Source organism: Stenotrophomonas sp. YJH_SMC_120 (assembly GCF_059368675.1).
Map to the genome: position 1 here is coordinate 123,032 of NZ_JCAFRY010000006.1, position 22,005 is coordinate 145,036.

Consider the following 22,005-nt stretch of genomic DNA (forward strand, 5'->3'; position numbering starts at 1 on the left):
CGACGTGCCGACCAACGGTCGGCACCCACCAGCGGCCGCTGCGTCAGTTGCGCCCGTACGTATCCTCGAACCGCACGATGTCATCCTCGCCCAGGTAGCTGCCCGACTGCACTTCGATCAGTTCCAGCGGCAGCTTGCCCGGATTGCGCAGGCGATGGGTCACGCCGAGCGGGATGTAGGTGCTCTGGTTCTCGCTGAGCAGGATCACCTCGTTGCCGCGGGTTACTTCCGCGGTGCCGCTGACCACGATCCAGTGCTCGGCGCGGTGGTGATGCATCTGCAGGCTGAGCGTGCCGCCGGGCTTGACCGTGATCCGCTTGACCTGGAAACGCTCGCCGTTGTCGATCGAGTCGTAGGCACCCCAGGGGCGGTACACCTTGCGGTGCCACGTCGCCTCGCTGCGGCCTTGAGCCTTCAGCTTCGCCACCACGGTCTTGACCTCCTGCATGCGGTCGGCCTTGCCGACCAGCACCGCATCGTCGGTCTCGACCACGATCACATCATCCAGCCCGACCAGTGCGACCAGGCGCTGCGCATAGGCGTAGGTGTTGCGGCAATCGATGGCGATCACATCACCCTGGTGGGCATTGCCGTCGCCGTCCTGCTGCGAGACATCGCGCAGTGCGGTCCACGAGCCGACATCGTTCCAGCCAGCATCCAGCGGGATCACCACCGCGTCGGCGGTCTTTTCCATCACCGCGTAGTCGATCGAGTCCGAGGGCACGGCGGTGAAGGCGTCCTTGTCCAGGCGGGTGAAGTCCGCATCGCGGCGAGCCTGCTGCCAGGCCCCGCGGCTGCCGGCCAGCATCGTCGGCTGGAAGCGTTCCAGTTCCTGCAGGTAGCGCGAGGCCTTGAACAGGAACATGCCGCTGTTCCAGTAGTACTGGCCACTGCTGACGTAGCCGGTGGCGGTCTCCAGGTCGGGCTTCTCGACGAAACGCTCGACTGCGCGCACGCCCTGTCCATCAGCGGCTTTGATATAGCCATAACCGGTTTCCGGGCCGGTTGGTACGATGCCGAAGGTCACCAGCTTGCCGGCGTCGGCGGCGCTGGCTGCGGCCTGCACTGCACTGCGGAAGGCCGCTTCGTCGGTGATCACATGGTCGGAGGGCAGCACCAGCAGCAGCGCGTCGGCACCGTCACGGGTGGCCTCCAGCGCGGCCACGGCAATCGCCGGTGCAGTGTTGCGGCCCACTGGTTCCAGGATGATCGCGGCAGGCTCGGCCCCGACCTGCTGCAGCTGCTCGGCAGCGACGAAACGGTGCTCTTCGTTGGCGATCACCAGCGGGCCACGCGCGGCGATCGGCGCGACACGCTTCCAGGTGGCCTGCAGCATCGTCAGTTCACCCGCCAAGGGCAGGAACTGCTTCGGGTACGCCTCGCGCGAAAGCGGCCACAGGCGGGTACCGGATCCACCGGACAGGATGACGGGCTGGATGCTGCTCATGCGGGCCTCGGTTACTGCTGGATCAGACGGGAAACTTCGTCGGTGCGCGCCTGCATCAACGCAGCGTCACCGCGTGCTTCGACGTTCAGGCGCAGCAGCGGTTCGGTGTTGGAGCTGCGCAGGTTGAAGCGCCAGTTGCCGAAGTCGGCACTGATGCCGTCGGTGTGGTCCAGTGTGGGCGATTGCGCGGCGAAGTGCTCCATCACCCGCGCAACGGCGGCCTTGGCATCGGCGACCTTGAAGTTGATCTCGCCACTGCACGGGTAGGCGGCCATGCGATCTTCAACCCAGTCGGCCAGCGAACGGCCGCTCTCGGAAACCAGCTGGGCGATCAGCAGCCACGGAATCATGCCGGAGTCGGCGTAGGCGAACTCGCGGAAATAGTGGTGCGCGCTCATCTCGCCGCCGTACACCGCGTCTTCGGCACGCATCTTTTCCTTGATGAAGGCATGGCCGCTCTTGCACTGCACCGCGACACCGCCGGCCTGCTCGACCATGTCCACCGTGTTCCAGACCAGGCGCGGGTCATGCACGATCTTGCCGCCGGGATGGCGCGCCAGGATTGCCTTGGCCAGCAGGCCAACCAGGTAATAGCCCTCGATGAAGCGGCCGCTGTGGTCGAAGAAGAAGCAACGGTCGAAGTCACCGTCCCAGGCGATGCCGAAGTCGGCACCGTGTTCGCGCACCGCATTGGCGGTGGCGGCGCGGTTTTCCGGCAGCAGCGGGTTGGGGATGCCGTTGGGGAAGCTGCCGTCCGGCTCGTGGCAGATGCGGATGAACTCGAACGGCAGGTGCGGTGCCAGCAGGTCGACGATGGCGCCTGCGCCGCCGTTGCCGGCATTGACCACCAGCTTCAGCGGCTTCAGCTTGCCGGCATCGACATAGCTCAGCAGGTGTTGGATGTAGGCGCTCTTGTCATGCTGGGCGACCTGGCCGGCACGCGGCGGCTGGGCCTCGGAGGTATCGGCGGCGACCGCGTCGGAAATCGCGAACAGGCCGGTATCGGAGCTGATCGGCCGTGCGTTTTCCTTGACCAGCTTCATGCCGTTGTAATCCATCGGGTTGTGGCTGGCGGTGACCATCACGCCGCCGGCTGCGCCCAGGTGGTCGGTCTGGAAATAGACTTCCTCGGTGCCGCACAGGCCGATGTCGATCACCTCGCGGCCGGTGCCGCGCAGGCCAGCCGCCAGCGCGTCCTGCAGCGCCGGGCTGGTCAGTCGCACGTCGTGGCCGAGGACCACCGGGCCCGGCGCGAGCTGCGCGGCCAGGGCGACGCCGATGCGACGGGCCAGGTCCTCGTTCAGTTCTTCCGGCACACGGCCGCGGATATCGTAGGCCTTGAAAGCGGGCAGGGGCATCGAAGCAGTCCATCCGGATAGAGAAACCTGATTATAGCGGGAGGGTCTGCAAACGGCCGGTGAGCCAGGGGCGCCCGGCCAGTAGCGTTGACTTGGGAGGGGCAGGCCGATTCCCCGTCGATGGGCCATGGCCAGCAGGCAGTTCGCATACAATTGCGCGCTGACGACCGAGGACATGGCCCGCGTGGCCATCGCCGATTGGCCTGCTGTTCCAGAAGGATCGAGGTTTGCTTTGAAATTCACTCACGATCAGAAACGCGTGCTGGTGACCGGTGGCGCGGGCTTCCTTGGGTCGCATCTGTGCGATCGGCTCATCGCGGGCGGCCATGACGTCCTCTGCGTGGACAACTTCTACACCGGCAGCAAGGCGAACGTGGATGGGCTGCTGGGCCACCCGCGGTTCGAGCTCATGCGCCATGACGTGACGTTCCCGCTCTATGTGGAAGTGGACCGGATCTTCAACCTGGCCTGCCCGGCGTCACCGATCCACTACCAGCAGGACCCGGTGCAGACCACCAAGACCAGCGTGCATGGGGCGATCAACATGCTCGGCCTGGCCAAGCGCCTGCGCGCGCGCATCCTGCAGGCCAGCACCAGCGAGGTGTACGGCGATCCGGAAATCCACCCGCAGGTGGAAGGCTACTGGGGCCGGGTCAACCCGATCGGCATCCGCAGCTGCTATGACGAGGGCAAGCGTTGCGCCGAAACGCTGTTCTTCGACTACTGGCGCCAGCACCAGCTGGAGATCAAGGTCATGCGCATCTTCAATACGTATGGCCCGCGCATGCATCCCAATGACGGCCGGGTGGTCAGCAACTTCATCGTGCAGGCGCTGAAGGGCGAGCCAATCACCATCTATGGTGATGGCAGTCAGACGCGCAGCTTCTGCTATGTCGATGACCTGATAGAAGGCATGCTGGGGCTGATGGACTCGCCAGCTGATCTCACCGGTCCGATCAATATCGGAAATCCGTCCGAGTACACCATGCTGGAACTGGCCGAGACCGTGCTCCGTCTCGTCGGCGGCACGTCGAAGATCGAGTACCGCCCGCTGCCGTCGGATGATCCACGCCAGCGCCAGCCGGATATCAGCCTGGCCAAAGCGGATCTGGGCTGGGAGCCCAAGGTCGGCCTGGAGGACGGCCTGAAGGAGACCATCGCCTATTTCCGCCATCGCTTGCAGGCCTGAGGTGGCGACGATGCGCAAGATCGTGGTGATGCCGGTCTACGAGGACCTGGAAGCCTCTTCGAAGCTGTTCGTCGAGCTCGCCCGCACCCAGGGCCTGGACACCTATGTGGTGGCCGTGGACGACGGCTCGGTGCGGCAGCCATTGCCGATCAGCGCCCTGGAGGCCTCCGGGCTGGAGGGCGTGGTGATTCGCCTGCGTCGCAATGTCGGGCATCAGCGTGCGATCGCCATCGGCCTGGGCTATGTGGCCGAACACTTCGATGGCAATGACATTGTCGTGGTGATGGATTCCGATGGCGAGGATACGCCGGAGAGCATCATCGAGCTGGTGGCGGGCCTGGATTCGGCCGATGTCGATGTGGTCGTGGCCAGTCGTCGCAGCCGGGTCGAATCGCTGAAGTTCAAGTCGTTCTACATCGTCTACAAGCTGCTGTTCTCGCTGCTCAGCGGACGCCAGATCAGCTTCGGCAACTTCATGGCGGCGAAGATGCCGGCGGTGCGCCGCCTGGCATCGATGCAGGAGCTGTGGATCCACGTTGCCGCCTGCGTGCTGGGCTCGAAGTTGCGCGTGCAGACCTGTGCGCTGGATCGTGGTCCGCGCTATGCCGGCCGCAGCAAGATGAACTTCGTTGGCCTGGCCCTGCACGGATTCCGTGCACTGATGGTGTTTGCCGAGGACGTGCTGGTACGCGTGGGCATCGCCTGCACCATGGTGGCGGCACTGTCGATCATCGGCGGCATCGTCGCCACCGGGCTGAAGATGCTGGGCTTTGCCTCGCAGGGCTGGTTCTCGCTGGCGTTCGGCATCCTGGTGCTGGTGTTCCTGCAGACCGCGGCATTGACGCTGATCATCCTGATGTTGTCGGGGATGATGCGCGGCGGTGGCGTCATGAGCGTGGGCAGCTATCGCGAGTTCGTCGACGAGGTCCTGCATGCCGGCCGCCGCAGTGGCTAAGGATGCGCTGGGCGGACAGGCTGTCCGCTACGTGATCAATGGCCTGGTCGCCACCGCAGTGCACTATGGAGTGCTGCACTTCAACATCGAGGTGCTGCACATCCCGCTGGCAGCAGTGGCCAATGCGATTGCAGCGGTCTTCGGCATCACCGTGTCGTTCCTCGGCAGTCGCTACTTCGTTTTCCATGGCAGGCAGGGCAGCCTGGCACGGCAGGGCTCGCTGTTCCTGCTGATCTACACGGTGATCGCCGTGCTGCATGCGCTGGTGATGTACGTCTGGGCCGATCGATGGGGTCTGGACTACCGCATCGGATTCGTAATGGCCACGGGGATGCAGATGGCTTTCAGCTTCGTTGCCAACAAATTCCTGGTGTTCAAATGAACAAGTATCTGCGTGCCGCGCTGGCAACCCTGGCGTTCATTGCCACCCTGCTGCTGGTCTACTACGTCCATATGCGCCAGTTCCGCGTTAACGTGGTGCTGTATGCCAGCATCCTCGACGCAGTGATCGCAGTGGTGGTGGTGTTCGCGGGCCTGTACGCGTTGAAGTGGTTCAGGGATTTCAGCCGCCTCGAAATGATCCAGCTGGCCGCCATCTGGCTGCTGGGAGGCTACGTGTTCGCGATTTCGGTCCCGACCGTCATCGATCGTTCGCTGTCCTTCTACATCCTGGAGAAGCTGCAGCAGCGTGGTGGCGGCATCCGCGAGGATGCCTTCCGGCAGGTCTTCATCGAAGAGTACGTCCCCGAGCATCACCTGGTGGAAGTGCGCCTGACCGAGCAGCTGCAGTCTGGAACCGTGCAGATCCATGATGGTTGTGTGCGGTTGACCGCGCGCGGCGAGCGTCTCGCATCGTTCGGCCGCTTCTACCGGCAGAACCTGCTGCCGACCCACCGCCTGCTGATGGGGCAGTACACCGATGCACTCACCGATCCCTTCCGCGACAGCCGGATGCCCTCCGACTACCGTTGCCGATAGCCCGGGCGCTGCTGGCGTATTGATTCTTCCGTTGGTTTCCTGAAACGTTTCATGGATGACATGACCTCCACCTCTCCCCCCCTGCGCACTCCGCGCCGGGACCTGGCGATTGCCGGGATCCTGGTGCTGCTGTTGGCTGCTTCCCTCGTATCGGTCGCCAAGCGATCGGACTATCAGACGTCGTTGCTGCGCCAGGCCTTCGCTGAGGACGCGGGATTCGAGGCATCCGTGCCACGCGAGGTGGTGGATGCACGTGATCTGGTGCGCGCGCAGCCGATCGCTCCCTCGCTGCTTTCACTCGGGCAGGGGCTGAAGGACGACCCATTGATCCAGCAACGCATGTGGGAGGCGCTGTATCCGGTCCGGTTCAGCGATACCGATACCCCGCAGCGCCTGCTGAGGGCCGGTGATCCGCTGGTTGACCAGTGCCACGTCCAGGGGAGGAGCGGAGATGTCGTTCTTGCCGACTGCCGCTGAACCAGGGCGCCGTGCGGCGCTGGCCATGCTGGTCTCTATTCTTCTCTGCTACGGCCTGGCCGCCGTGGGCCTGATGGGCTGGCCGGTACAGGTGGCATTCGGCGCGGTCGTGCTCAGCGCGCTGCTCGCCCTGCCGGCCGTGCGTGAACTGCGTACCGCTCCTCTGGTCCTGGCCGTGCTGGTGCTGGTGTTGATCGCACTGGGAAGCCCCAGCGATGGCTGGGACCCGCGTTCGATCTGGCTCTTCCATGCCAAGCGGATCTACCTGGAGGGCACGTTGTACGCCCAGCTGGATGATTACGCGCCGTGGAGCCACAACGACTATCCCGCGCTGGTTCCGTTGTTGATGGCCTGTGCAGCAGGCCTGGCCGGGCACTGGAACGAACTGCTGCCCAAGGCGGTGGCACCGCTGCTGCTGCTGCCGGCACTGCTGCTGATCGCCCCGAGTTTCCGCTGGCGCTGGTGCGGCGTGCTGTTCGCAGTGCTGCTGCTGCGCCTGGCACGGGACATGCTGATCAACGGCTACATGGACCCGCTGGTGGCGGTCTACGCCGTCGCTGCCGTGGCGACAGCGATGCGTCACCGCGCGCGCGCGGGGCATGGTGGCAGCTGCGAGCTGGTCGCATTCACCTTGCTGGTGGCCGTACTGTCGATGTTGAAGAACGAGGGCGCCGTGCTTGCGGCCTTGTTGACGGCCGTGGTGCTGGGCGAAGGCGTGCTGCGTGAGCGTCGCCTGGGCTGGCGCATCCTCCTGGCTGCGGTTGTGGCCCTGCTGCCACTGCTGGCATGGAAGCTGGCTGTCGGGCAGGCAGGGGTGGGCAATGACCTCGCGGGAAGCGACATGAAGACGCAGCTGTTGGCGCGGCTTGGCAGCGAGGGCGGTACCCTGCCGATCGTCGGGCGCCTGCTGCTGGATATATGGGTGCTGGTGCCGTTGCTGGTGCTGGCGGTGCTCTGGCGCCCGGTGCTGCGGGTTCCGGCGGCATCGGCTGCCGTGCTGACGGCGCTGGCGTACACAGCGGTGCTGTTCCTGGTCTACCTGGGAACACCGCATGACCTGGACTGGCACCTGCGCACCAGTGCCGACCGTGTGCGCATGCCGGTAACACTGCTGCTGGGGTTTGCGGTGCTGCTGGCGCTGGAACATCGCGCCACCGCGAAGACGCCGCGCGCTCGTTGAGCCGGAACGCGCCGTGGCGTCATGCTGCGGCGCATCCCAGCGGTAGGCAGGTGTAGCGCTAGAATGCGCTCATTCTTCCCGTGTGGGGCTGTAGAAATGGAACACGTGACTTCCACCGGCAGGCGCGGCAAGCGCTTTGCCACGGCGGCGCAGGCGCTGGAGGGCGTGGTCGCCGATGGCCAGACCCTGGCTGTCGGAGGCTTCGGCCTGTGCGGCATTCCCGAGGCGCTGATCGCCGCGCTGCGTGACAGCGGGGCCAAGGGCCTGACCGTGATCTCCAACAATGCGGGAGTCGATGGCTTCGGCCTCGGCCAGCTGCTGGAAACGCGGCAGATCAGGAAGATGATTTCGTCCTACGTGGGTGAGAACAAGGAGTTCGAGCGGCAGTTCCTGGCCGGCGAACTGGAGCTCGAATTCAATCCGCAGGGCACCCTTGCCGAGCGCCTGCGCGCCGGTGGCGCCGGCATCCCGGCGTTCTTCACCGCCACCGGCTACGGCACGGTGGTGGCCGAAGGCAAGGAAACCCGCGAGTTCGACGGCAAGCACTACGTGATGGAAACCGCGCTGCGCGCCGACGTGGCGCTGGTCAAGGCGTGGAAGGCCGACGAGGCTGGCAACCTGGTGTTCCGCAAGACCGCGCGCAACTTCAACCCTGCCTGTGCGATGGCCGGCAAGGTCTGCATCGTGGAAGTGGAGGAGGTGGTACCGGTCGGCGCCATTGATCCGGACCAGGTGCATCTGCCGGGCATCTACGTGCACCGCATCGTGCACAACGCGCATCCTGAAAAACGCATCGAACAGCGCACCATCCGCGCGGAGGGCAACTGACATGGCGTGGACCCGTGACGAGATGGCGGCGCGCGCTGCCAAGGAGCTGACCGACGGTGCCTATGTGAACCTGGGTATCGGCCTGCCGACCCTGGTTGCCAACCACATCCCCGAGGGCGTGGACGTGTGGCTGCAGTCGGAAAACGGCCTGCTGGGCATCGGCCCGTTCCCGACCGACGCCGAAGTCGATGCGGACCTGATCAATGCCGGCAAGCAGACCGTCACCGCGCGTGCCGGTGCCAGCTATTTCGGCAGCCATGACAGCTTCGCGATGATCCGTGGCGGCCACGTCAACCTGGCCATCCTCGGCGCCATGCAGGTTACCGACAAGGGCGACCTGGCCAACTGGATGGTGCCCGGCAAGATGGTCAAGGGCATGGGCGGCGCGATGGACCTGGTGGCCGGCGTGCAGCGCGTGGTGGTGCTGATGGAGCACACCGCGAAGAACGGTGAGCACAAGATCCTGGCCGAATGCACGCTGCCGCTGACCGGCGTCGGCGTGGTCGACCGCATCATCACCGACCTGGCCGTATTCGACGTCACCGATGCCGGTCTGGTGCTGGTGGAAGCGGCGCCGGGTGTCGGCGACGAGGAGCTGAAGGAGAAGACCGGCGTGGCGTTTGCGCGCAGCTGAGGCCGCAGCCTCAGCGTCCTCGGGCGTAGGCATATTCCGAGGAGGAAGCACGCGGGGGAGCGCCTTCCACCTCGGAGGTGTCGGCCACAGTGAACCCGGCAGCGGACACCACGGCTCCGGTCGCACGTTCGATGGCATGCGCAAGCGTGCCATCGATCTGCCCGGCTTCGGTGTCGAACATGCTCGGAAGCAGATGGGCATCGAGCAACGGGCGCAGCGCCGGCAGGCGCACCCAGAACATGCTGCCGGACGCGAACTGCCCGTCACCAGGCGCGCTGTCCAGGCCCAGCAATGCCCAGAGCCGCTCCATGCGCAGTGCATTGCCGCCGATGTAGTCTGCCACCTTCAGCAGGTGGCCTGCCGGAGCCATCAGGCCGATGCGGGGATCGGCCTGCAGATGGGCGAGGTTCGCGGCAGCCCGGGCAGTGCCCAGCAGCGCGTCGACCATCTCGCGCCGCCACTGGTCGCCGTTGTCGCGATGGCTGGAGCGTTTGGTATGCAGCTTCAGCACCAGTGATTCATTCTGCTGCAGCAACCGGTCGGCTGCGTGCAGGAACGGCAGGACGTCACGGCCGTGGTTGTCGTAGACCCAGATTTCAGCGGTCAGGCCCTGCGCATCGACGATCGACTGCACCTGTGCCTGACGCTCCCCTGTGGTGGTGATGACCAGGCGTGCCTGTAGCCCGCTGTCCTTCACCGCCTGCAACAGCTCCGGCAGCGCATCCAGGAACCACGCGTGGATGACGATGCAGGGACGCGACGGAGCGGCCTGCGCGGGGACCAGCGCGCGCCGGGTGGCCTGCAGCCAGGCATGGCCGAGACGGGCATCCGGTTCAAGAACAGCGCTTTCCGCCCATTCGTTCCAGGCGTTGATGAACACCAAGCGCTGGGCCTGCGGTACATCGCGCAGCCGCTCGTGCACCGTGTCGTGCAACCAGTCGCTGTAGCCACGCGGCGAAGCATGCAGCAGCACGCGTCCGCGCCCTGGCCGCCGCGCCTCGTTGTCCCAGCCCGGGTTGACGCCTGGATACAACGGATAGTCCGCCAGCGGTGCACGGCGCATCTGCGCCGCCAGCTCACGCCAGTCGCGCACGTCGCCTTCGTAATCTGGATTGAGCAGGAACTGCGTGGTGTTCAGCTGGCGCGGAGCGGCAATGTTCGGTGGGAATTCCACTGCGGCATCGAAGCCGATATCGCGGGGATCCGGGCGTTCGAAACTCTGCACGTAGGCCAGATGGATCTCGCCGATGCCGTTGTCACGGCACCAGCCACGCCAGCGCGCCGCCGTAGCCTTGGGATCGGGCAGCAACTGCGGCCGGTACAGCAAAAGCACCGGTCGTCCCTCGACCTTCAACGCACGCCGGTCGCGCAGGTAATCGGCAACGTGGGCGATGAACGCCAGGTCATCCTCGGCACTGTGCTGTTGGCCGATCAGTACGTCCTGGTTGCGCCCATCCCAGCGCCGGGTCCAGTTCTCGTTGGCCCAGCACAGGCAGAACGGCAGTTCAATCGTGCTGTCGGCCAGCCATTGGCGCAGGGGCTGCTCCATCAGCGTGTGGCCACTGAACCAGTAGAAATAGAAGCAGAACGCGCCGATGCCATGGTCGGTTGCCAACCGTGCCTGCGCGCGCAGCGTCTCGCCAACACGAAGGTCGTAGAAGCCCAGATCACCGGGCAGGCGCGGCTGCACATGCCCCTCGAACTGCGGCAGGGCACGGCTGACGTTGCGCCATTCGGTGAAGCCCTTGCCCCACCAGGCATCGTTCTCTTCGAACGGATGGAACTGCGGCAGGTAGAAGGCCACCAATGTGGCCGGCAGAGCTGCCGGCAGGGACGCCTCTTCCGCGGCGGCGTAGCCGATCGCACGTTCATCGGCGCGCTGCAGTGGACGGATGCCGTCGGCAGCGGCGCCGATGCGACCACGTGGCGGAGGCGGACTCCAGCTGCCAATGCGGTCCAGGCCCCGGTTGCGCAGCCGATCACGCAACGACGCCGGCATCGGCAGGGCACGGAACAGTGCGCGCAGGACCGAGAAGGTGAGCTGCCGGACTCCGGACGCTGCACCGCTCATCGATGAAGCCCGGCAAGGAAAAGAGTGCGCATTGTTCGGGGCCAGCAACGGGACTGCCCTCATTTTCCGGCAATCGCCGCTGCAACGGCAAATCCACCAGGTGCTACTGTGCCGCCATGCTGTTTCCCCACGACCTCCCCGATGCCGACGTCCAGCACCGCCAGGCCTGGCTGTCTCCTGCCGAAGCCGATGCCTTGCAGCGTGATCTGCAGGCCGGCGTGCCGTGGGAGGTCCATCGCATCCGCATGTTCGGCCACTGGGTGGATTCGCCGCGGTTGAGCTGCTGGATAGGTGATCCGCAGGCGCGTTATCGCTACTCGGGGGCGGAATTCGTGCCGCACCCGTGGCCGCCGTCTCTGCAGGGCATGCGCGAGCGCCTGCAGGACGATGGCCTCGGCCGCTTCAACAGCGTACTGCTGAACCGCTATCGCAGCGGCGGCGATTACATGGGCTGGCACAGCGACGACGAACTCGAACTGGGCCCGGCGCCGGTGATCGCCTCGCTGAGCCTGGGCGCGGCACGGCGTTTCCTGCTGCGCCGGCGTGATGATCCAGCGCGCAATGCGGAATACCTGCTCGGCCATGGAGACCTTCTGGTGATGGCGGGGCAGACCCAGCGTCATTACCAGCACGCGTTGCCGAAGATGGCGCGGCTGCAGGGCGAGCGGATCAACCTGACGTTCCGCTGGATCGCGCCACGTTGATACGGCGCCGCCGGGCATGGCCCGGCGCTACCCGTTTCGCGCGGCGGTAGCGCCGGGCCATACCCGGCGAGCAAAGCTGGGATGCATCAGCGCTTGGCCGCCACGGTGTCGTTCTGCCCGCTCACCAGCGTCCAGCCCACCACATCCTGCGCCAGCTGCTGCAGGCCGCGCTCGAACGCGGCGGTCACCGCCGGCACGTCGGTACTGCCGACCGGCTGTGCCTGGCGGAAGGTACGGTCGGCGACCACGCGCTGGTCGGCGACGTGGATCAGCTTGGCGTTGACCTCGATCACCACGGTCGGCGTGGCCTGGCCCTGGTAGTCCGACTCGAAGCGGCGCACGTCGGTGGACAGCTTGTAGTCGGCGCGGATGCCGGCGGTGCTGCGGGCGACGCCGTGGATGCGTCCGGAATCCTCGAAGCCGCGCAGCAGGGTGTCCTCGATCATGTCGGTGGCCGGCTGGGCCCAGCTGGCGCCCTTGTAGATCTCCAGCTGCGACGGGGTCGGCCGCACGTTGATGCGCGGGCTGTCGACCATGCGTGCGGCGCTGGGCTTGGCCAGTACCAGCTGCCAGCTGGCCTGCGGCCACGCCGGATCGGCCTTCACCTGCACGGCGGGCGAGTACAGCGTCACTGCGGTTTTCTCGCTGCTGCCAAGGATGGAGCAGCCGCCCAGCAGGGTGACCAGCGAAGCGGCCAGCAGCAGGCGCGGAAGGGGCATCGGGCTCATTTGGGTTCGAACTCCTTCGGTGCGTCGCGGCCCAGCAGGTAGCGCGCGGGATTGTTCTCGAGGCGGTCGCTGACCCGGCGCAGGTCGCGGATCAGGCCGCGCAGTTCGGTCAGCGTCGGGCCCAGCTGGCCGAGGCCATCATTGGCGAAGCTGTTGATCGCGGCGCGGTTCTCGCCAAGGATCGAATCGGCGTTGCCGGCGGCCGAGTCGAGCTTGGCCAGGGTGCCGTCCAGCTTGTCGATGATGCCCGGCAGCTGCTGCACCAGGTTCCTGTCCAGGCGCTCGATGGTGCCGTTGGTGGTCTTCAGCGTGGTGTCCAGGCTGCGGGCGGCATCGCGCGCGCTGAGCAGCAGCGCCTGCGTGCCCTGGTCACGGTCGGCCAGGCCGCCGCTGATCGTCTCCAGGTTGGCCAGCGTCGCGTTGATCGAAGCCACGTTGCGATCGCTGAGGATCTGGTCCATGCGCTCGACAATGCGATTGGCGACGTCGGTGATGTTCTGCAGCGCCGACGGCGTGGTCGGGATGATCGGCGCCGGGTCCTTGTTGACCGTGGTCAGCGCCGGCGACTGCGGCGTGCCGCCGCTGAGCTGGATGATCGATGGGCCGGTCAGGCTGGTGATCGCCAGTTTGGCGCGGGTATCGGTCTTGACCGGGGTGGTCGAGTTCAGGCGGATGCGTGCGACCACCTGGCGCGGGTCGTCCGGCACCAGGTTCAGTTCGATGATCGAACCGACCGCGATGCCGTTGTACTGCACCGGGCTGCCCACCGACAGGCCGGTCACCGCCTCGCGGAACACCACGCGGTATTCCTGCCAGGTGCGGTCGGAGGAGTACTTGGCCGCCCACAGGCCGAAGGCCAGCAGGGCCAGGCCGGTGATCAGGGTGAACGCGCCGATCAGCACGTAGTTGGCTTTGGTTTCCATGGCTCAGGCACTCTCGATCTGTTCGCCGCGCGCGGCACGCGCACGCGGTCCGTGGAAGTATTCCTGGATCCACGGATGATCCAGTTTCTCGATGTCCGGCAGCGGCGCGTTGGCCACCACTTTGCGGTCGGCGATCACCGCGACCCGGTCGCAGATGGCGTACAGCGTGTCCAGGTCGTGGGTGATCAGGAACACGGTCAGGCCCAGCGCTTCCTGCAGGGTCTTGATCAGGCGGTCGAACGCGGCCGCGCCGATCGGGTCGAGGCCAGCGGTCGGTTCGTCCAGGAACAGCAGCGGCGGGTCCAGCGCCAGCGCGCGGGCCAGGCCGGCACGCTTGCGCATGCCGCCGGACAGCTGCGAGGGCAGTTTGTTGATCGCATCGGCGGGAAGGCCGGCCAGCTTCACCTTCAGCAGCGCCAGCTCGTAGTGCCAGCGCTCGGGCAATTCGCGGTGGTGTTCCTTCAAGGGCACCTGCACGTTCTCGCCCACGGTCAGTGAAGAGAACAGGGCGCCGTCCTGGAACAGCACGCCGGTATTGCGTTCGATGTGCAGGCGGCTCTCGGCGTCGTCGGCACGCGCATCGCGGCCCAGCACCTCGATCTGGCCGGCGTCGGGCGTGCGCAGGCCCAGGATCGAGCGCATCAGCACCGACTTGCCGGTGCCCGAGCCACCCACCACGCCCAGGATCTCGCCACGGCGCACGTCCAGGTCCAGGTCTTCATGCACGGTCTGGCTGCCGAAGCGGTTGACCAGCCCGCGAACGCGGATGGCCAGGTCATGGCCGTCGTCGTCCTGCATGGAAATGTCTTCGGGGGTCGGATGCGTGCTCATGTCACCAGTCCATGTGCATGAACCACAACGCCGCGAAGGCGTCGATGATGATCACCAGCGAGATCGTCTGCACCACGCTGGAGGTGGTGCGTTCACCGACCGACTGCGCCGTGCCTTCCACCTTCAGCCCTTCCAGGCAGCCGATCAGGCCGATCACCAGCGCGAACACCGGCGCCTTCGACAGGCCGACCAGCATGTGCCGCACTTCCATCGTCTCGTGCATGCGCGCGATGTACATCTGCGGCGGGATGTCGAGGTCGAACGCGCCGACAGTGATGCCGCCGGCCAGGCCCGCGATCATCGCGATGAAGGTCAGCAGGGGCAGGGTGACCAGCAGCGCCAGCAGGCGTGGCAGCACCAGCAGGTCGATCGGATCCAGACCCAGCGTGCGCATCGCGTCGATTTCCTCGCGCGCCTTCATCGCGCCGATCTGCGCGGTGAACGCACTGGCGGTGCGGCCGGCCAGCACGATCGCGGTCAGCAGCACGGCGAACTCGCGCAGGAAGGCAATGTTGACCAGCTCGACCACGTAGATCTCGGCGCCGAAGTCGCGCAGGATGGTCGAGCCGAGGAAGGCGATCACCGCGCCAACCAGGTAGGACAGCAGCGCCACCAGCGGTACTGCGTCCAGCCCGACCTGCTCCATCTGGTGGACGGTGGCGGTCAGGCGGAAGCGACGGGGCTCCTTGACCAGGCGCGCCGCTTTGACCAGGTTCTCGCCGAGGAAACTGCACAGCGCCTTGATGTTGTGGCCAGTGGCATGGACGCTGACACCGAGCCGTTCCAGCGCCGCCAGCACGCCGAAATCGCGCTTGGGCCGGGGCCGGTCGTCGGCCACTTCCTCGATGGTGCAGACCAGCGCCTGGTGGTCCGGCCGGAACTGCAACGCGTCCTCGCCAAGGTCGGCGCGATGCGCTACGCGCAGTACCTGCAGCACGCCGGCCGAATCCATCTTCTCGATGCCGGTGGCGTCGATGCCGGTCAGCGTGTCGGGAACGCCGCGCAGGACTTCGGCCGCGGCCAGCGCGGTCTTCAAGGTCCAGGTGCCGGACAGGCGGATCAGGCCCGGGTCATGGGCATCCTGTTCGAGCTGGGGGGCGTGGTTCGGGGTCACTTGGGCCATTCGGGTCGCAGCATAACCGTTCTGTCTGGGGCATCGCGTCGAACCCGGATGAATTTATCCAGTGCGGCCCGGCAGTAGGTAATACTACGGCGCATGTCCGCAGACGCTCACACGATCCCCACGCCCCAGGCCACCTACGCGCAGCGCGTGGCCTTTGTTTCCGAGATCGCCGGACGCCTGCACAGCTACGGCACCACGGCCCAGCGCCTGGAAACGGCGGTGGTGGCACTGGCCCGCCAGCTCGATCTGGATTGTGAACCGTGGTCGAATCCCACCGGTATCATCCTCAGTTTCAGCGATCCGGCACAGGCGATCGGCTCCAGCGACATCACCCGCGTGATCCGCCTGGCGCCCGGCGAGAACGACCTGCACAAGCTCAGCGTCGCCGACCATATCGCCGAGGAAGTGGCCAACGGGCGGATGAGCATTGCCCAGGGCCACACCGCGCTGCGCCAGTTGGACAAGGATCCGGGCCGGCGCGGCAAGCTGCGCACCATTCTTTCATTCACCCTGGGCGCGGCCGGCGTGGCCGGCATGTGGAAGCTGCCGTGGCTGGACATCGCCACCGCCGGTGTCATCGGCCTGATGATCGGCCTGCTCGGCATGGTCACCGACCGTCGCCCGGCCACCCGTGAAGCGGCCGAGGCGCTGGCGGCGCTGCTGGCCGGCATGGTCGCAACCCTGGTCGCGTCCTTTGTTGGCGCACTCAACCTCAACACGGTGATCATCGCCTCGCTGGTGGTGCTGCTGCCGGGCATGTCGCTGACCAATGCGGTCAATGAACTCGCCAGCCAGCATTGGGTCTCCGGAACCGCGCGCTTCGCCGGCGCGTTGACCACCATCATGAAGCTCAGCGTGGGAGCGATGATCGCGGTGACCCTGGCTGATGTACTCGGCCTGGACCCGGTGATCCGCGCCACGCGGCCGCAGGGGCCGTGGGTGGAGTGGGGTTCGCTGCTGACCGCGGCATTCGCCTTCGCGATGCTGTTCAAGGCCAACCGGCGCGATTACCCGTGGGTGATCGCGGCCTCGGTGGCGGGTTACGCGATCTCCAAGTTCGGCGGGCACGCCTGGGGCGCGCCGGCCGGCATCTTCCTGTCAGCGATGCTGCTGACCGCCGGTGGCAATCTGTTCGGCCGCCTCGTTGGCCGCCCAGGAGCGATCATCCGCCTGCCCGGCATCATCATGATGGTGCCCGGCAGCACCAGCCTGCGCGGCGTGCTGACCCTGGTCCAGCAGCAGGACGTTGGCGCGGGCCAAAGCGTGTTCCTCACCGTGCTCAACGTGGTGATGGCGCTGGTGGCCGGCCTGCTGTTCGGCAACCTGCTGATGCCGGCGCGCAAAACGCTGTAGGTGTGGACCGTTGGCCCGCACACCGAAGAATGAAAAACGCCGGCTTCCGCCGGCGTTTTTCATTGCATCCCGATCCGGCCTCAGGCCTTCTTGATCAGGAAATCTTCCGGCTTCTTGTTGCCCTTGGCGGTCAGCTCGGCCATCCAGCGCGGCTGCTTGCCACGACCGGTCCAGGTTTCCTTGGGGTTGGCCGGGTTGCGGTACTTCGGGGCAACCTTGCCCAGCTTGCGGCCGGCGGTCTTGGACGGTGCCTTGGCTGCCGGGGCGGCTTTGCGCGCGCGCGGTGCCGGGGCGCCGCCGAACAGTTCTTCGATGGTGTAACCCTCGGTCTTGGCCAGCTTGGTCAGCTGGGCCCGGACCTTGGTGATTGGCCGGCGCTTGGCGACGATGGTCTGCTGCTTCTTGGCGGTACGGATCAGGGCGCCCAGCTCGCGTGCCGACAGGCCGGTCAGGTCAATGCTCATTTACGGTTACTCCGGAAACTAAAATGTGGACGGGACGAGCCAGTCCATGGCGTCGCGGGACAGAATAGAGATGAATTAATCACAGCACAAATGCAGGCGGGTCATGGCCTGGCAGCATCCCGGCTGCATTGCGTCGATTTTGACCGGATTATGTCCGCTGCAATATTGCTCAACTGGGCGACAGGCAAAAAAAAGACCGGGGCATGCCCCGGTCTTCTCCTGATCAGCCCTGCAGTCGCTGCAGCAGGGTGGCCTTGTCCAGGCTTTCCGCTTCGCTGGCGCGGCGCGAGCGGTACTCGTAGGTACCGGCGGCCAGGCCGCGCTCGCTCACCACCACGCGGTGCGGAATGCCGATCAGTTCCATGTCGGCGAACATCGCGCCCGGGCGCAGGCCGCGGTCGTCGAGTGCCGCGTCCAGGCCGGCGTCGCGGAGTTCCTGCAGCAGGCTGGCAGCAGCATCGGCCACGGCGGCGTCGCCCTTCGGGTTGATCACGCACACCACCACCTGCCACGGCGCCATCGCGTCCGGCCAGATGATGCCGGCATCGTCATGGTTCTGTTCGATCGCGGCAGCCACCACGCGCGAGATACCGATGCCGTAGCAGCCCATCGCCATCACCGCCGCCTTGCCGTTCTCGTCCAGCACGGTGGCATCCAGCGCTTCGGCATATTTGCGGCCGAGCTGGAACACGTGGCCGACTTCGATGCCACGGGCGATCTTCAGTTCGCCACCGTCCAGCGCGCGGTCACCGGCACGCACGTTGCGGATGTCGGCCACTTCCGGTTCCGGAAGGTCGCGGCCCCAGTTGACCCCGGCCAGGTGGAAACCGGCCTCGTTGGCGCCGACGACGAAGTCGGACATCGCGGCCACTTCGCGGTCGGCGACCACGCGGATGGCCTTGGCCGGGGCGACCGGGCCGAGGAAGCCCGGCACGCTGCCCAGGTACTCGGCGATTTCCGCCTCGCTGGCGAAGCGCTGTTCGTCCAGGCCGGCGACCTTGGCCAGCTTGATCTCGTTGACCTCATGGTCGCCGCGCACCAGCACCAGCACGAACTGCTGTGCTTCGCCTTCACCGGCGATCAGCGCCACCGACTTCACCGTGCGCTGCAGCTCGATGCCGAGCAGCGCCGCGACGTCCTCGCAGGTTTTCTGGGTAGGGGTGTCGACCTTGCGCATGGCTTCACTGGCAGCCGCACGCGGTGCCGGATCGGCGGCGATCGCCGCTTCCATGTTCGCGGCGTAGTCCGAACCGGTGGAGAACACCAGCGCGTCCTCGCCGGAATCGGCGATGACGTGGAATTCCTGCGAGGCATCGCCACCGATCGCACCGGAGTCGGCCTGCACCATGCGGAAGTCCAGGCCGAGGCGGGTGAAGATGCGGCTGTAGGCCGACTTCATGTTCTCGTATTCGCGCACCAGGCACTCATCGTGCAGGTGGAACGAATAGGCGTCCTTCATCAGGAACTCGCGCGAACGCATCACGCCGAAGCGCGGGCGGATCTCGTCGCGGAACTTGGTCTGTACCTGGTAGAAATTCACCGGCAGCTGCTTGTAGCTGGACAGCTCGCTGCGCGCGAAGTCGCAGGCGGCTTCTTCGGCAGTCGGGCTGTAGCAGAACACCTGGTCCTTGCGGTCCTTGATCTTCAGCAGCTGCGGGCCGAACTTCTGCCAGCGGCCGGTCTGCTCCCACAGTTCCTTCGGCTGGATGGTCGGGATCTGGAATTCCACGGCACCGGCGCGGTCCATTTCCTCGCGCACGATGCGTTCAACCTTGCGCAGCACGCGCAGGCCCAGCGGCGACCAGGTGTACAGGCCCGATGCCAGCTTGCGGATCATGCCCGCGCGCAGCATCAGCCGGTGGCTGGTGAGCTCGGCGTCGCTGGGGGTTTCCTTGGTGGTGTGCAGGTGGAACTGGGAGAGGCGCATCGTCGGCTTCGGATAACGGCAGAGACGCCTATTCTGCCAGCCCGGCCGGGGAGAGGGGTATCGGCAGGGCTGCGCCCTGCACCCGCGGTAGTGCCGGCCGCTGGCCGGCAACCTCAGAAGCAACTGCCGAAGCAACAGCGGGCTTCCCGTGGGATGGCGGGGTGGGTCCGGTTGCGGGAGACGCCGTAAACCCATCCATGGGGGCTTGGCCGCGGCATCCATGCCGCGGACACTCCCGCAACCGGACCCACCCCGCCATTGACAGGCCCCGCGATCTGTTGGACATGCGGATGGGGTCAGATCCGTTTTCCGCAGGAAAACGGATCTGACCCCGGATTCAATTCGAGATCTGACAGATTTCATCCACGCATGGCGTGGATCTACCACCGTCACCAGGAACCTGTCGGGGGTGGGGCGGTGTGGGTTGGCAGGACCGTTGGCGCCATGGATGGCGCCATCGAGCCCCCAGGGATGGGTTTACGGCGTGTCCTGCCAGCCCACACCGCCCCGCCAAACCAGTAGAAAACCAGAGCCGCTTTGGCATTTGACGTTGCCGTTGCTTGAAGCAGGTGCAGGGCTGCAAGCCCTGCCGATAACCCTCACTCTGCCGGGCAGTAAGCCTTGATGGCGGCCTCCGCCAATCCCTTCTGCGCGCTGCGCTGTTCCGCGGTCAACGCGGTATCGGCCTTGCCGTCGCCATTGGTGTCCTGCATCACCTGGCCGGAGCCTTCCAGCAGGGCCAGGTTGGCACGGGCGGTGCTGCACTGCTCCGGCACCGGCGCGGCCGGGGTTTCGGCGCTGGCCGCGGCCTGCGGGGTGCGGGCCTGTTCGCGGGTCTCGAACTTCTTGCCCGCCGGCGGGGTCTCCGAATACTGGGTCACGCCATGGGCGTCCTTCCATTTATAGACCGGGCCGGCCACGGCGTTGGCACTGGCCAACAGCAGCAGGCATCCAAGGCAGGACAGGGCACGCATGGCAAACTCCGCGGAATGGGCGTAGAACGCCGATTGCAGCATTGGCGCCGAGCACTGGCAAGTCGATTAAACTGGATTCCATGGACCCGATCACACCGCCGCCGCGTTCGCGCACGATTTACCTGCTGCCCAACCTGTTCACCACCGCCGGCCTGTTCGCCGGCTTCTACGCGATCATCGCCGCGGCCAACGGGGATTTCGTCAATGCCAGCATCGCCGTGTTCGTGGCGGCGGTGATGGATGGCCTGGACGGGCGCGTGGCGCGCCTGACCGGTACCAGTAGCGAGTTCGGCGTCCAGTACGACTCGCTGGCCGACTTGGTCAGCTTCGGCATGGCCCCGGCGCTGGTGATGTACCACTGGTCGCTGTCGTGGCTGAAGTTCGATGACCCGCTGCTCGGCCGCGTCGGCTGGGCCGTGGCCTTCCTGTATGCCGCCTGCGCGGCGCTGCGCCTGGCCCGCTTCAACACCCAGGTCGCGGTGGTCGACAAACGCTGGTTCGTCGGCCTGGCCAGCCCGGCCGCGGCCGGGCTGATGATGTCCTTCGTCTGGGCCTTCGCCGATGGCAACCTGGGCTGGGACGGCAACCAGCTGCGCTACGTGGCGTTGGCGGTGACGATCGTCGCGGCGCTGTTGATGGTCAGCCGTATCCGTTTCTGGAGCTTCAAGGGTGGCGGCGCCAAGGGCACCCGTTCCGACCGCGTGCCGTTCCTGGTGCTGGCCCTGGTGCCGGTCGCCATCGCCATCGCGGTCATTGATCTGCCGCGCGTGCTGTTCGCGGTCGGCATCCTGTACGCCTTGTCCGGCCCGGTGATGTGGGCCGTGCAGCGCCTGCGCAAGAAGCCCGAGGCCGCGTGAGCCAGGAACTGCCCGTGCTGTGGTCACCGGCCCAGCAGGCCTGGCTGCAGGCCATGGGCTACACCGTCTATCACGACGGCCAGTTGGCTGCGGAGCTGGATGCCGCGCTGCAGTTGAGCGTGGCCGAAGCCGATGCGGCTGCCGCGGCTTCGGCGGAACAAGTGCGGGCGGGTTCGGCCTCCATGCGGGAACACCCTGCCGAAGCCGCACCCGCTCCTCACCAGGAACGCCCGGCACCTACGCGTCGCGAGACCCCCGTCACCGCACCGGATACCGCACCGGCAACGGCCCGCCCGCTACCGGGTGGCAATGCGCGGCAGCCGGTGGTGCGGCTCCCGGATCGCCTGCAGATCGCATTGCTGCGTGCCTCCGGCTGTAATCCCAACGACCCTGCCACGCAGGCGCTGATGGACAGCTGGCCGCTGGACCAGCTGCGTCAGGACCCGGCCGCCAAGCGCGCGTTGTGGCCGCAGCTGCGCGCCCTGCGCAAGCGGGGCGCACCATGAGTGCGGTCAGCCAGCCCGGCCCGGTCAGCCTGCGCGCATTGCGCGAGAGCGACCTCAATGCGGTGATGGCGATTGAAGTGCGTGGGTATCCATTCCCATGGACCCGCGGCATCTTCGTTGATTGCCTGCGTGCCGGTTATCCCGGCCTGGCGATGGAGCGCGATGGCCAGCTGATCGGCTACGGCGTGCTCAGCATTGCCGCCGATGAGGCACATGTATTGAACATCTGCATCGATCCGCTGGCGCAGTCGCGTGGGCTGGGTCGCCAACTGCTGCGCGCACTGGTGCAGCTGGCAGGCAACCGCGGTGCGCAGCGTGTGTTCCTGGAAGTGCGTCCGTCCAACACGCCGGCGCTGGCGCTGTACCACAGCGAAGGCTTCAACGAGATCGGCCGTCGTCCGCGCTACTATCCGGCCGCACAGGGCCGCGAAGACGCGGTGGTGATGGCGATCGAACTGGTCGACGGCGACCTGCAGACGATGCCGCCGCTGTAACGGA

23 protein-coding genes are annotated in these 22,005 nt (G+C 66.4%); 13 read left to right on the forward strand and 10 right to left on the reverse strand.

The features are described from left to right. Window positions 1–43 precede the first annotated feature (43 nt). Complete coding sequence (locus AC5P60_RS10380; protein WP_033835477.1) at window positions 44–1,447, reverse strand: mannose-1-phosphate guanylyltransferase/mannose-6-phosphate isomerase; 1,404 nt, start codon at window positions 1,445–1,447, stop codon at window positions 44–46. Window positions 1,448–1,458: 11 nt separating this feature from the next. Next, window positions 1,459–2,805, reverse strand: a complete 1,347-nt coding sequence (locus AC5P60_RS10385; protein ID WP_033835478.1) for a phosphohexomutase domain-containing protein — start codon at window positions 2,803–2,805, stop codon at window positions 1,459–1,461. Window positions 2,806–3,037: 232 nt separating this feature from the next. Here AC5P60_RS10385 and AC5P60_RS10390 point away from each other — a divergent pair, with 232 nt between their 5' ends. From AC5P60_RS10390 to AC5P60_RS10425, 8 genes are all read left to right on the forward strand, one after another. Next, window positions 3,038–3,994, forward strand: coding sequence for a UDP-glucuronic acid decarboxylase family protein (locus AC5P60_RS10390; RefSeq protein ID WP_033835479.1), 957 nt, complete (start codon window positions 3,038–3,040; stop codon window positions 3,992–3,994). Between the two features lie 10 nt (window positions 3,995–4,004). Continuing rightward, on the forward strand, window positions 4,005–4,949 hold the full coding sequence (locus AC5P60_RS10395; protein ID WP_033835480.1) for a glycosyltransferase: 945 nt from the start codon (window positions 4,005–4,007) through the stop codon (window positions 4,947–4,949). Next, window positions 4,927–5,331 carry a GtrA family protein gene (locus AC5P60_RS10400; RefSeq protein ID WP_049397558.1) on the forward strand — a complete coding sequence of 135 codons (405 nt, stop codon included), beginning with the start codon at window positions 4,927–4,929 and terminating at the stop codon, window positions 5,329–5,331. The genes AC5P60_RS10395 and AC5P60_RS10400 overlap by 23 nt, the downstream gene beginning before the upstream one ends. After that, the gene (locus tag AC5P60_RS10405; RefSeq protein ID WP_049397559.1) at window positions 5,328–5,927 is read left to right on the forward strand and encodes a hypothetical protein; all 600 of its coding nucleotides are present in this window, start codon (window positions 5,328–5,330) and stop codon (window positions 5,925–5,927) included. The genes AC5P60_RS10400 and AC5P60_RS10405 overlap by 4 nt, the downstream gene beginning before the upstream one ends. A gap of 51 nt (window positions 5,928–5,978) precedes the next feature. Then, window positions 5,979–6,404, forward strand: coding sequence for a hypothetical protein (locus tag AC5P60_RS10410; RefSeq protein WP_033835483.1), 426 nt, complete (start codon window positions 5,979–5,981; stop codon window positions 6,402–6,404). Next, window positions 6,379–7,584, forward strand: coding sequence for a hypothetical protein (locus tag AC5P60_RS10415; protein WP_111173438.1), 1,206 nt, complete (start codon window positions 6,379–6,381; stop codon window positions 7,582–7,584). The genes AC5P60_RS10410 and AC5P60_RS10415 overlap by 26 nt, the downstream gene beginning before the upstream one ends. 96 nt (window positions 7,585–7,680) lie before the next feature. Next, window positions 7,681–8,412, forward strand: a complete 732-nt coding sequence (locus AC5P60_RS10420) for a CoA transferase subunit A (RefSeq protein ID WP_033835484.1) — start codon at window positions 7,681–7,683, stop codon at window positions 8,410–8,412. Window position 8,413: 1 nt separating this feature from the next. Next, window positions 8,414–9,046: a CoA transferase subunit B gene (locus AC5P60_RS10425; RefSeq protein ID WP_033835485.1), complete on the forward strand. Its 633-nt coding sequence runs from the start codon at window positions 8,414–8,416 to the stop codon at window positions 9,044–9,046. Window positions 9,047–9,056: 10 nt separating this feature from the next. Here AC5P60_RS10425 and AC5P60_RS10430 read toward each other — a convergent pair whose 3' ends face one another. Continuing rightward, the gene (locus AC5P60_RS10430; protein ID WP_033835486.1) at window positions 9,057–11,117 is read right to left on the reverse strand and encodes a glycoside hydrolase family 99-like domain-containing protein; all 2,061 of its coding nucleotides are present in this window, start codon (window positions 11,115–11,117) and stop codon (window positions 9,057–9,059) included. A 116-nt stretch (window positions 11,118–11,233) separates the two neighbouring features. On the opposite strand from AC5P60_RS10430, the gene AC5P60_RS10435 reads away from it, so the two are divergent. Then, on the forward strand, window positions 11,234–11,821 hold the full coding sequence (locus AC5P60_RS10435; RefSeq protein WP_483693468.1) for an alpha-ketoglutarate-dependent dioxygenase AlkB family protein: 588 nt from the start codon (window positions 11,234–11,236) through the stop codon (window positions 11,819–11,821). Between the two features lie 86 nt (window positions 11,822–11,907). Here AC5P60_RS10435 and AC5P60_RS10440 read toward each other — a convergent pair whose 3' ends face one another. Genes AC5P60_RS10440 through AC5P60_RS10455 form a run of 4 tightly spaced genes read right to left on the reverse strand, consistent with a single transcriptional unit; the run spans window position 11,908 to window position 15,426 of the window. After that, window positions 11,908–12,549, reverse strand: coding sequence for an ABC-type transport auxiliary lipoprotein family protein (locus AC5P60_RS10440; RefSeq protein WP_483693469.1), 642 nt, complete (start codon window positions 12,547–12,549; stop codon window positions 11,908–11,910). Then, on the reverse strand, window positions 12,546–13,472 hold the full coding sequence (locus tag AC5P60_RS10445) for an MlaD family protein (RefSeq protein WP_005408000.1): 927 nt from the start codon (window positions 13,470–13,472) through the stop codon (window positions 12,546–12,548). The genes AC5P60_RS10440 and AC5P60_RS10445 overlap by 4 nt, the downstream gene beginning before the upstream one ends. A 3-nt stretch (window positions 13,473–13,475) precedes the next feature. After that, complete coding sequence (locus AC5P60_RS10450) at window positions 13,476–14,303, reverse strand: ABC transporter ATP-binding protein (protein WP_033835490.1); 828 nt, start codon at window positions 14,301–14,303, stop codon at window positions 13,476–13,478. Window position 14,304: 1 nt separating this feature from the next. Next, window positions 14,305–15,426, reverse strand: coding sequence for an ABC transporter permease (locus tag AC5P60_RS10455; RefSeq protein ID WP_005408002.1), 1,122 nt, complete (start codon window positions 15,424–15,426; stop codon window positions 14,305–14,307). Window positions 15,427–15,519: 93 nt separating this feature from the next. On the opposite strand from AC5P60_RS10455, the gene AC5P60_RS10460 reads away from it, so the two are divergent. Next, entirely contained in the window at window positions 15,520–16,779 is a 1,260-nt protein-coding gene (locus AC5P60_RS10460; RefSeq protein ID WP_005408003.1) for a threonine/serine exporter family protein, read from the forward strand. A gap of 80 nt (window positions 16,780–16,859) precedes the next feature. Here AC5P60_RS10460 and AC5P60_RS10465 read toward each other — a convergent pair whose 3' ends face one another. The 3 genes from AC5P60_RS10465 to AC5P60_RS10475 all read right to left on the reverse strand — a co-directional run bounded on the left by AC5P60_RS10465 (window position 16,860) and on the right by AC5P60_RS10475 (window position 20,144). Continuing rightward, the gene (locus tag AC5P60_RS10465) at window positions 16,860–17,243 is read right to left on the reverse strand and encodes an H-NS histone family protein (protein ID WP_005408004.1); all 384 of its coding nucleotides are present in this window, start codon (window positions 17,241–17,243) and stop codon (window positions 16,860–16,862) included. A gap of 223 nt (window positions 17,244–17,466) precedes the next feature. Continuing rightward, window positions 17,467–19,170: a proline--tRNA ligase gene (locus AC5P60_RS10470; RefSeq protein WP_005408005.1), complete on the reverse strand. Its 1,704-nt coding sequence runs from the start codon at window positions 19,168–19,170 to the stop codon at window positions 17,467–17,469. Between the two features lie 599 nt (window positions 19,171–19,769). After that, window positions 19,770–20,144 (reverse strand): DUF4124 domain-containing protein, encoded by a 375-nt coding sequence (locus AC5P60_RS10475; RefSeq protein WP_005408006.1) that lies wholly within the window; start codon window positions 20,142–20,144, stop codon window positions 19,770–19,772. Between the two features lie 80 nt (window positions 20,145–20,224). On the opposite strand from AC5P60_RS10475, the gene pssA reads away from it, so the two are divergent. From pssA to rimI, 3 genes are read left to right on the forward strand one after another with little or no spacing between them, the layout of a single operon-like run. Next, window positions 20,225–21,001 carry a CDP-diacylglycerol--serine O-phosphatidyltransferase gene (pssA, locus tag AC5P60_RS10480; RefSeq protein ID WP_005408007.1) on the forward strand — a complete coding sequence of 259 codons (777 nt, stop codon included), beginning with the start codon at window positions 20,225–20,227 and terminating at the stop codon, window positions 20,999–21,001. Continuing rightward, window positions 20,998–21,507, forward strand: a complete 510-nt coding sequence (locus tag AC5P60_RS10485) for a hypothetical protein (protein ID WP_049454429.1) — start codon at window positions 20,998–21,000, stop codon at window positions 21,505–21,507. The genes pssA and AC5P60_RS10485 overlap by 4 nt, the downstream gene beginning before the upstream one ends. After that, window positions 21,504–22,001 carry a ribosomal protein S18-alanine N-acetyltransferase gene (rimI, locus tag AC5P60_RS10490; protein WP_032964690.1) on the forward strand — a complete coding sequence of 166 codons (498 nt, stop codon included), beginning with the start codon at window positions 21,504–21,506 and terminating at the stop codon, window positions 21,999–22,001. The genes AC5P60_RS10485 and rimI overlap by 4 nt, the downstream gene beginning before the upstream one ends. Window positions 22,002–22,005: the final 4 nt, after the last annotated feature.

Bases quoted from the DNA above. Each gene is read 5' to 3' on its own strand.
- AC5P60_RS10445 (WP_005408000.1), bottom strand. From the start codon at position 13,472: ATGGAAACCAAAGCCAACTACGTGCTGATCGGCGCGTTCACCCTGATC.
- AC5P60_RS10405 (WP_049397559.1), top strand. From the start codon at position 5,328: ATGAACAAGTATCTGCGTGCCGCGCTGGCAACCCTGGCGTTCATTGCC.
- AC5P60_RS10440 (WP_483693469.1), bottom strand. From the start codon at position 12,549: ATGAGCCCGATGCCCCTTCCGCGCCTGCTGCTGGCCGCTTCGCTGGTC.
- AC5P60_RS10475 (WP_005408006.1), bottom strand. From the start codon at position 20,144: ATGCGTGCCCTGTCCTGCCTTGGATGCCTGCTGCTGTTGGCCAGTGCC.
- pssA (WP_005408007.1), top strand. From the start codon at position 20,225: ATGGACCCGATCACACCGCCGCCGCGTTCGCGCACGATTTACCTGCTG.
- AC5P60_RS10380 (WP_033835477.1), bottom strand. From the start codon at position 1,447: ATGAGCAGCATCCAGCCCGTCATCCTGTCCGGTGGATCCGGTACCCGC.
- AC5P60_RS10395 (WP_033835480.1), top strand. From the start codon at position 4,005: ATGCGCAAGATCGTGGTGATGCCGGTCTACGAGGACCTGGAAGCCTCT.
- AC5P60_RS10465 (WP_005408004.1), bottom strand. From the start codon at position 17,243: ATGAGCATTGACCTGACCGGCCTGTCGGCACGCGAGCTGGGCGCCCTG.
- rimI (WP_032964690.1), top strand. From the start codon at position 21,504: ATGAGTGCGGTCAGCCAGCCCGGCCCGGTCAGCCTGCGCGCATTGCGC.
- AC5P60_RS10385 (WP_033835478.1), bottom strand. From the start codon at position 2,805: ATGCCCCTGCCCGCTTTCAAGGCCTACGATATCCGCGGCCGTGTGCCG.
- AC5P60_RS10415 (WP_111173438.1), top strand. From the start codon at position 6,379: ATGTCGTTCTTGCCGACTGCCGCTGAACCAGGGCGCCGTGCGGCGCTG.
- AC5P60_RS10460 (WP_005408003.1), top strand. From the start codon at position 15,520: ATGTCCGCAGACGCTCACACGATCCCCACGCCCCAGGCCACCTACGCG.
- AC5P60_RS10420 (WP_033835484.1), top strand. From the start codon at position 7,681: ATGGAACACGTGACTTCCACCGGCAGGCGCGGCAAGCGCTTTGCCACG.
- AC5P60_RS10425 (WP_033835485.1), top strand. From the start codon at position 8,414: ATGGCGTGGACCCGTGACGAGATGGCGGCGCGCGCTGCCAAGGAGCTG.
- AC5P60_RS10430 (WP_033835486.1), bottom strand. From the start codon at position 11,117: ATGAGCGGTGCAGCGTCCGGAGTCCGGCAGCTCACCTTCTCGGTCCTG.
- AC5P60_RS10450 (WP_033835490.1), bottom strand. From the start codon at position 14,303: ATGAGCACGCATCCGACCCCCGAAGACATTTCCATGCAGGACGACGAC.
- AC5P60_RS10435 (WP_483693468.1), top strand. From the start codon at position 11,234: ATGCTGTTTCCCCACGACCTCCCCGATGCCGACGTCCAGCACCGCCAG.
- AC5P60_RS10470 (WP_005408005.1), bottom strand. From the start codon at position 19,170: ATGCGCCTCTCCCAGTTCCACCTGCACACCACCAAGGAAACCCCCAGC.
- AC5P60_RS10410 (WP_033835483.1), top strand. From the start codon at position 5,979: ATGGATGACATGACCTCCACCTCTCCCCCCCTGCGCACTCCGCGCCGG.
- AC5P60_RS10400 (WP_049397558.1), top strand. From the start codon at position 4,927: ATGCCGGCCGCCGCAGTGGCTAAGGATGCGCTGGGCGGACAGGCTGTC.
- AC5P60_RS10455 (WP_005408002.1), bottom strand. From the start codon at position 15,426: ATGGCCCAAGTGACCCCGAACCACGCCCCCCAGCTCGAACAGGATGCC.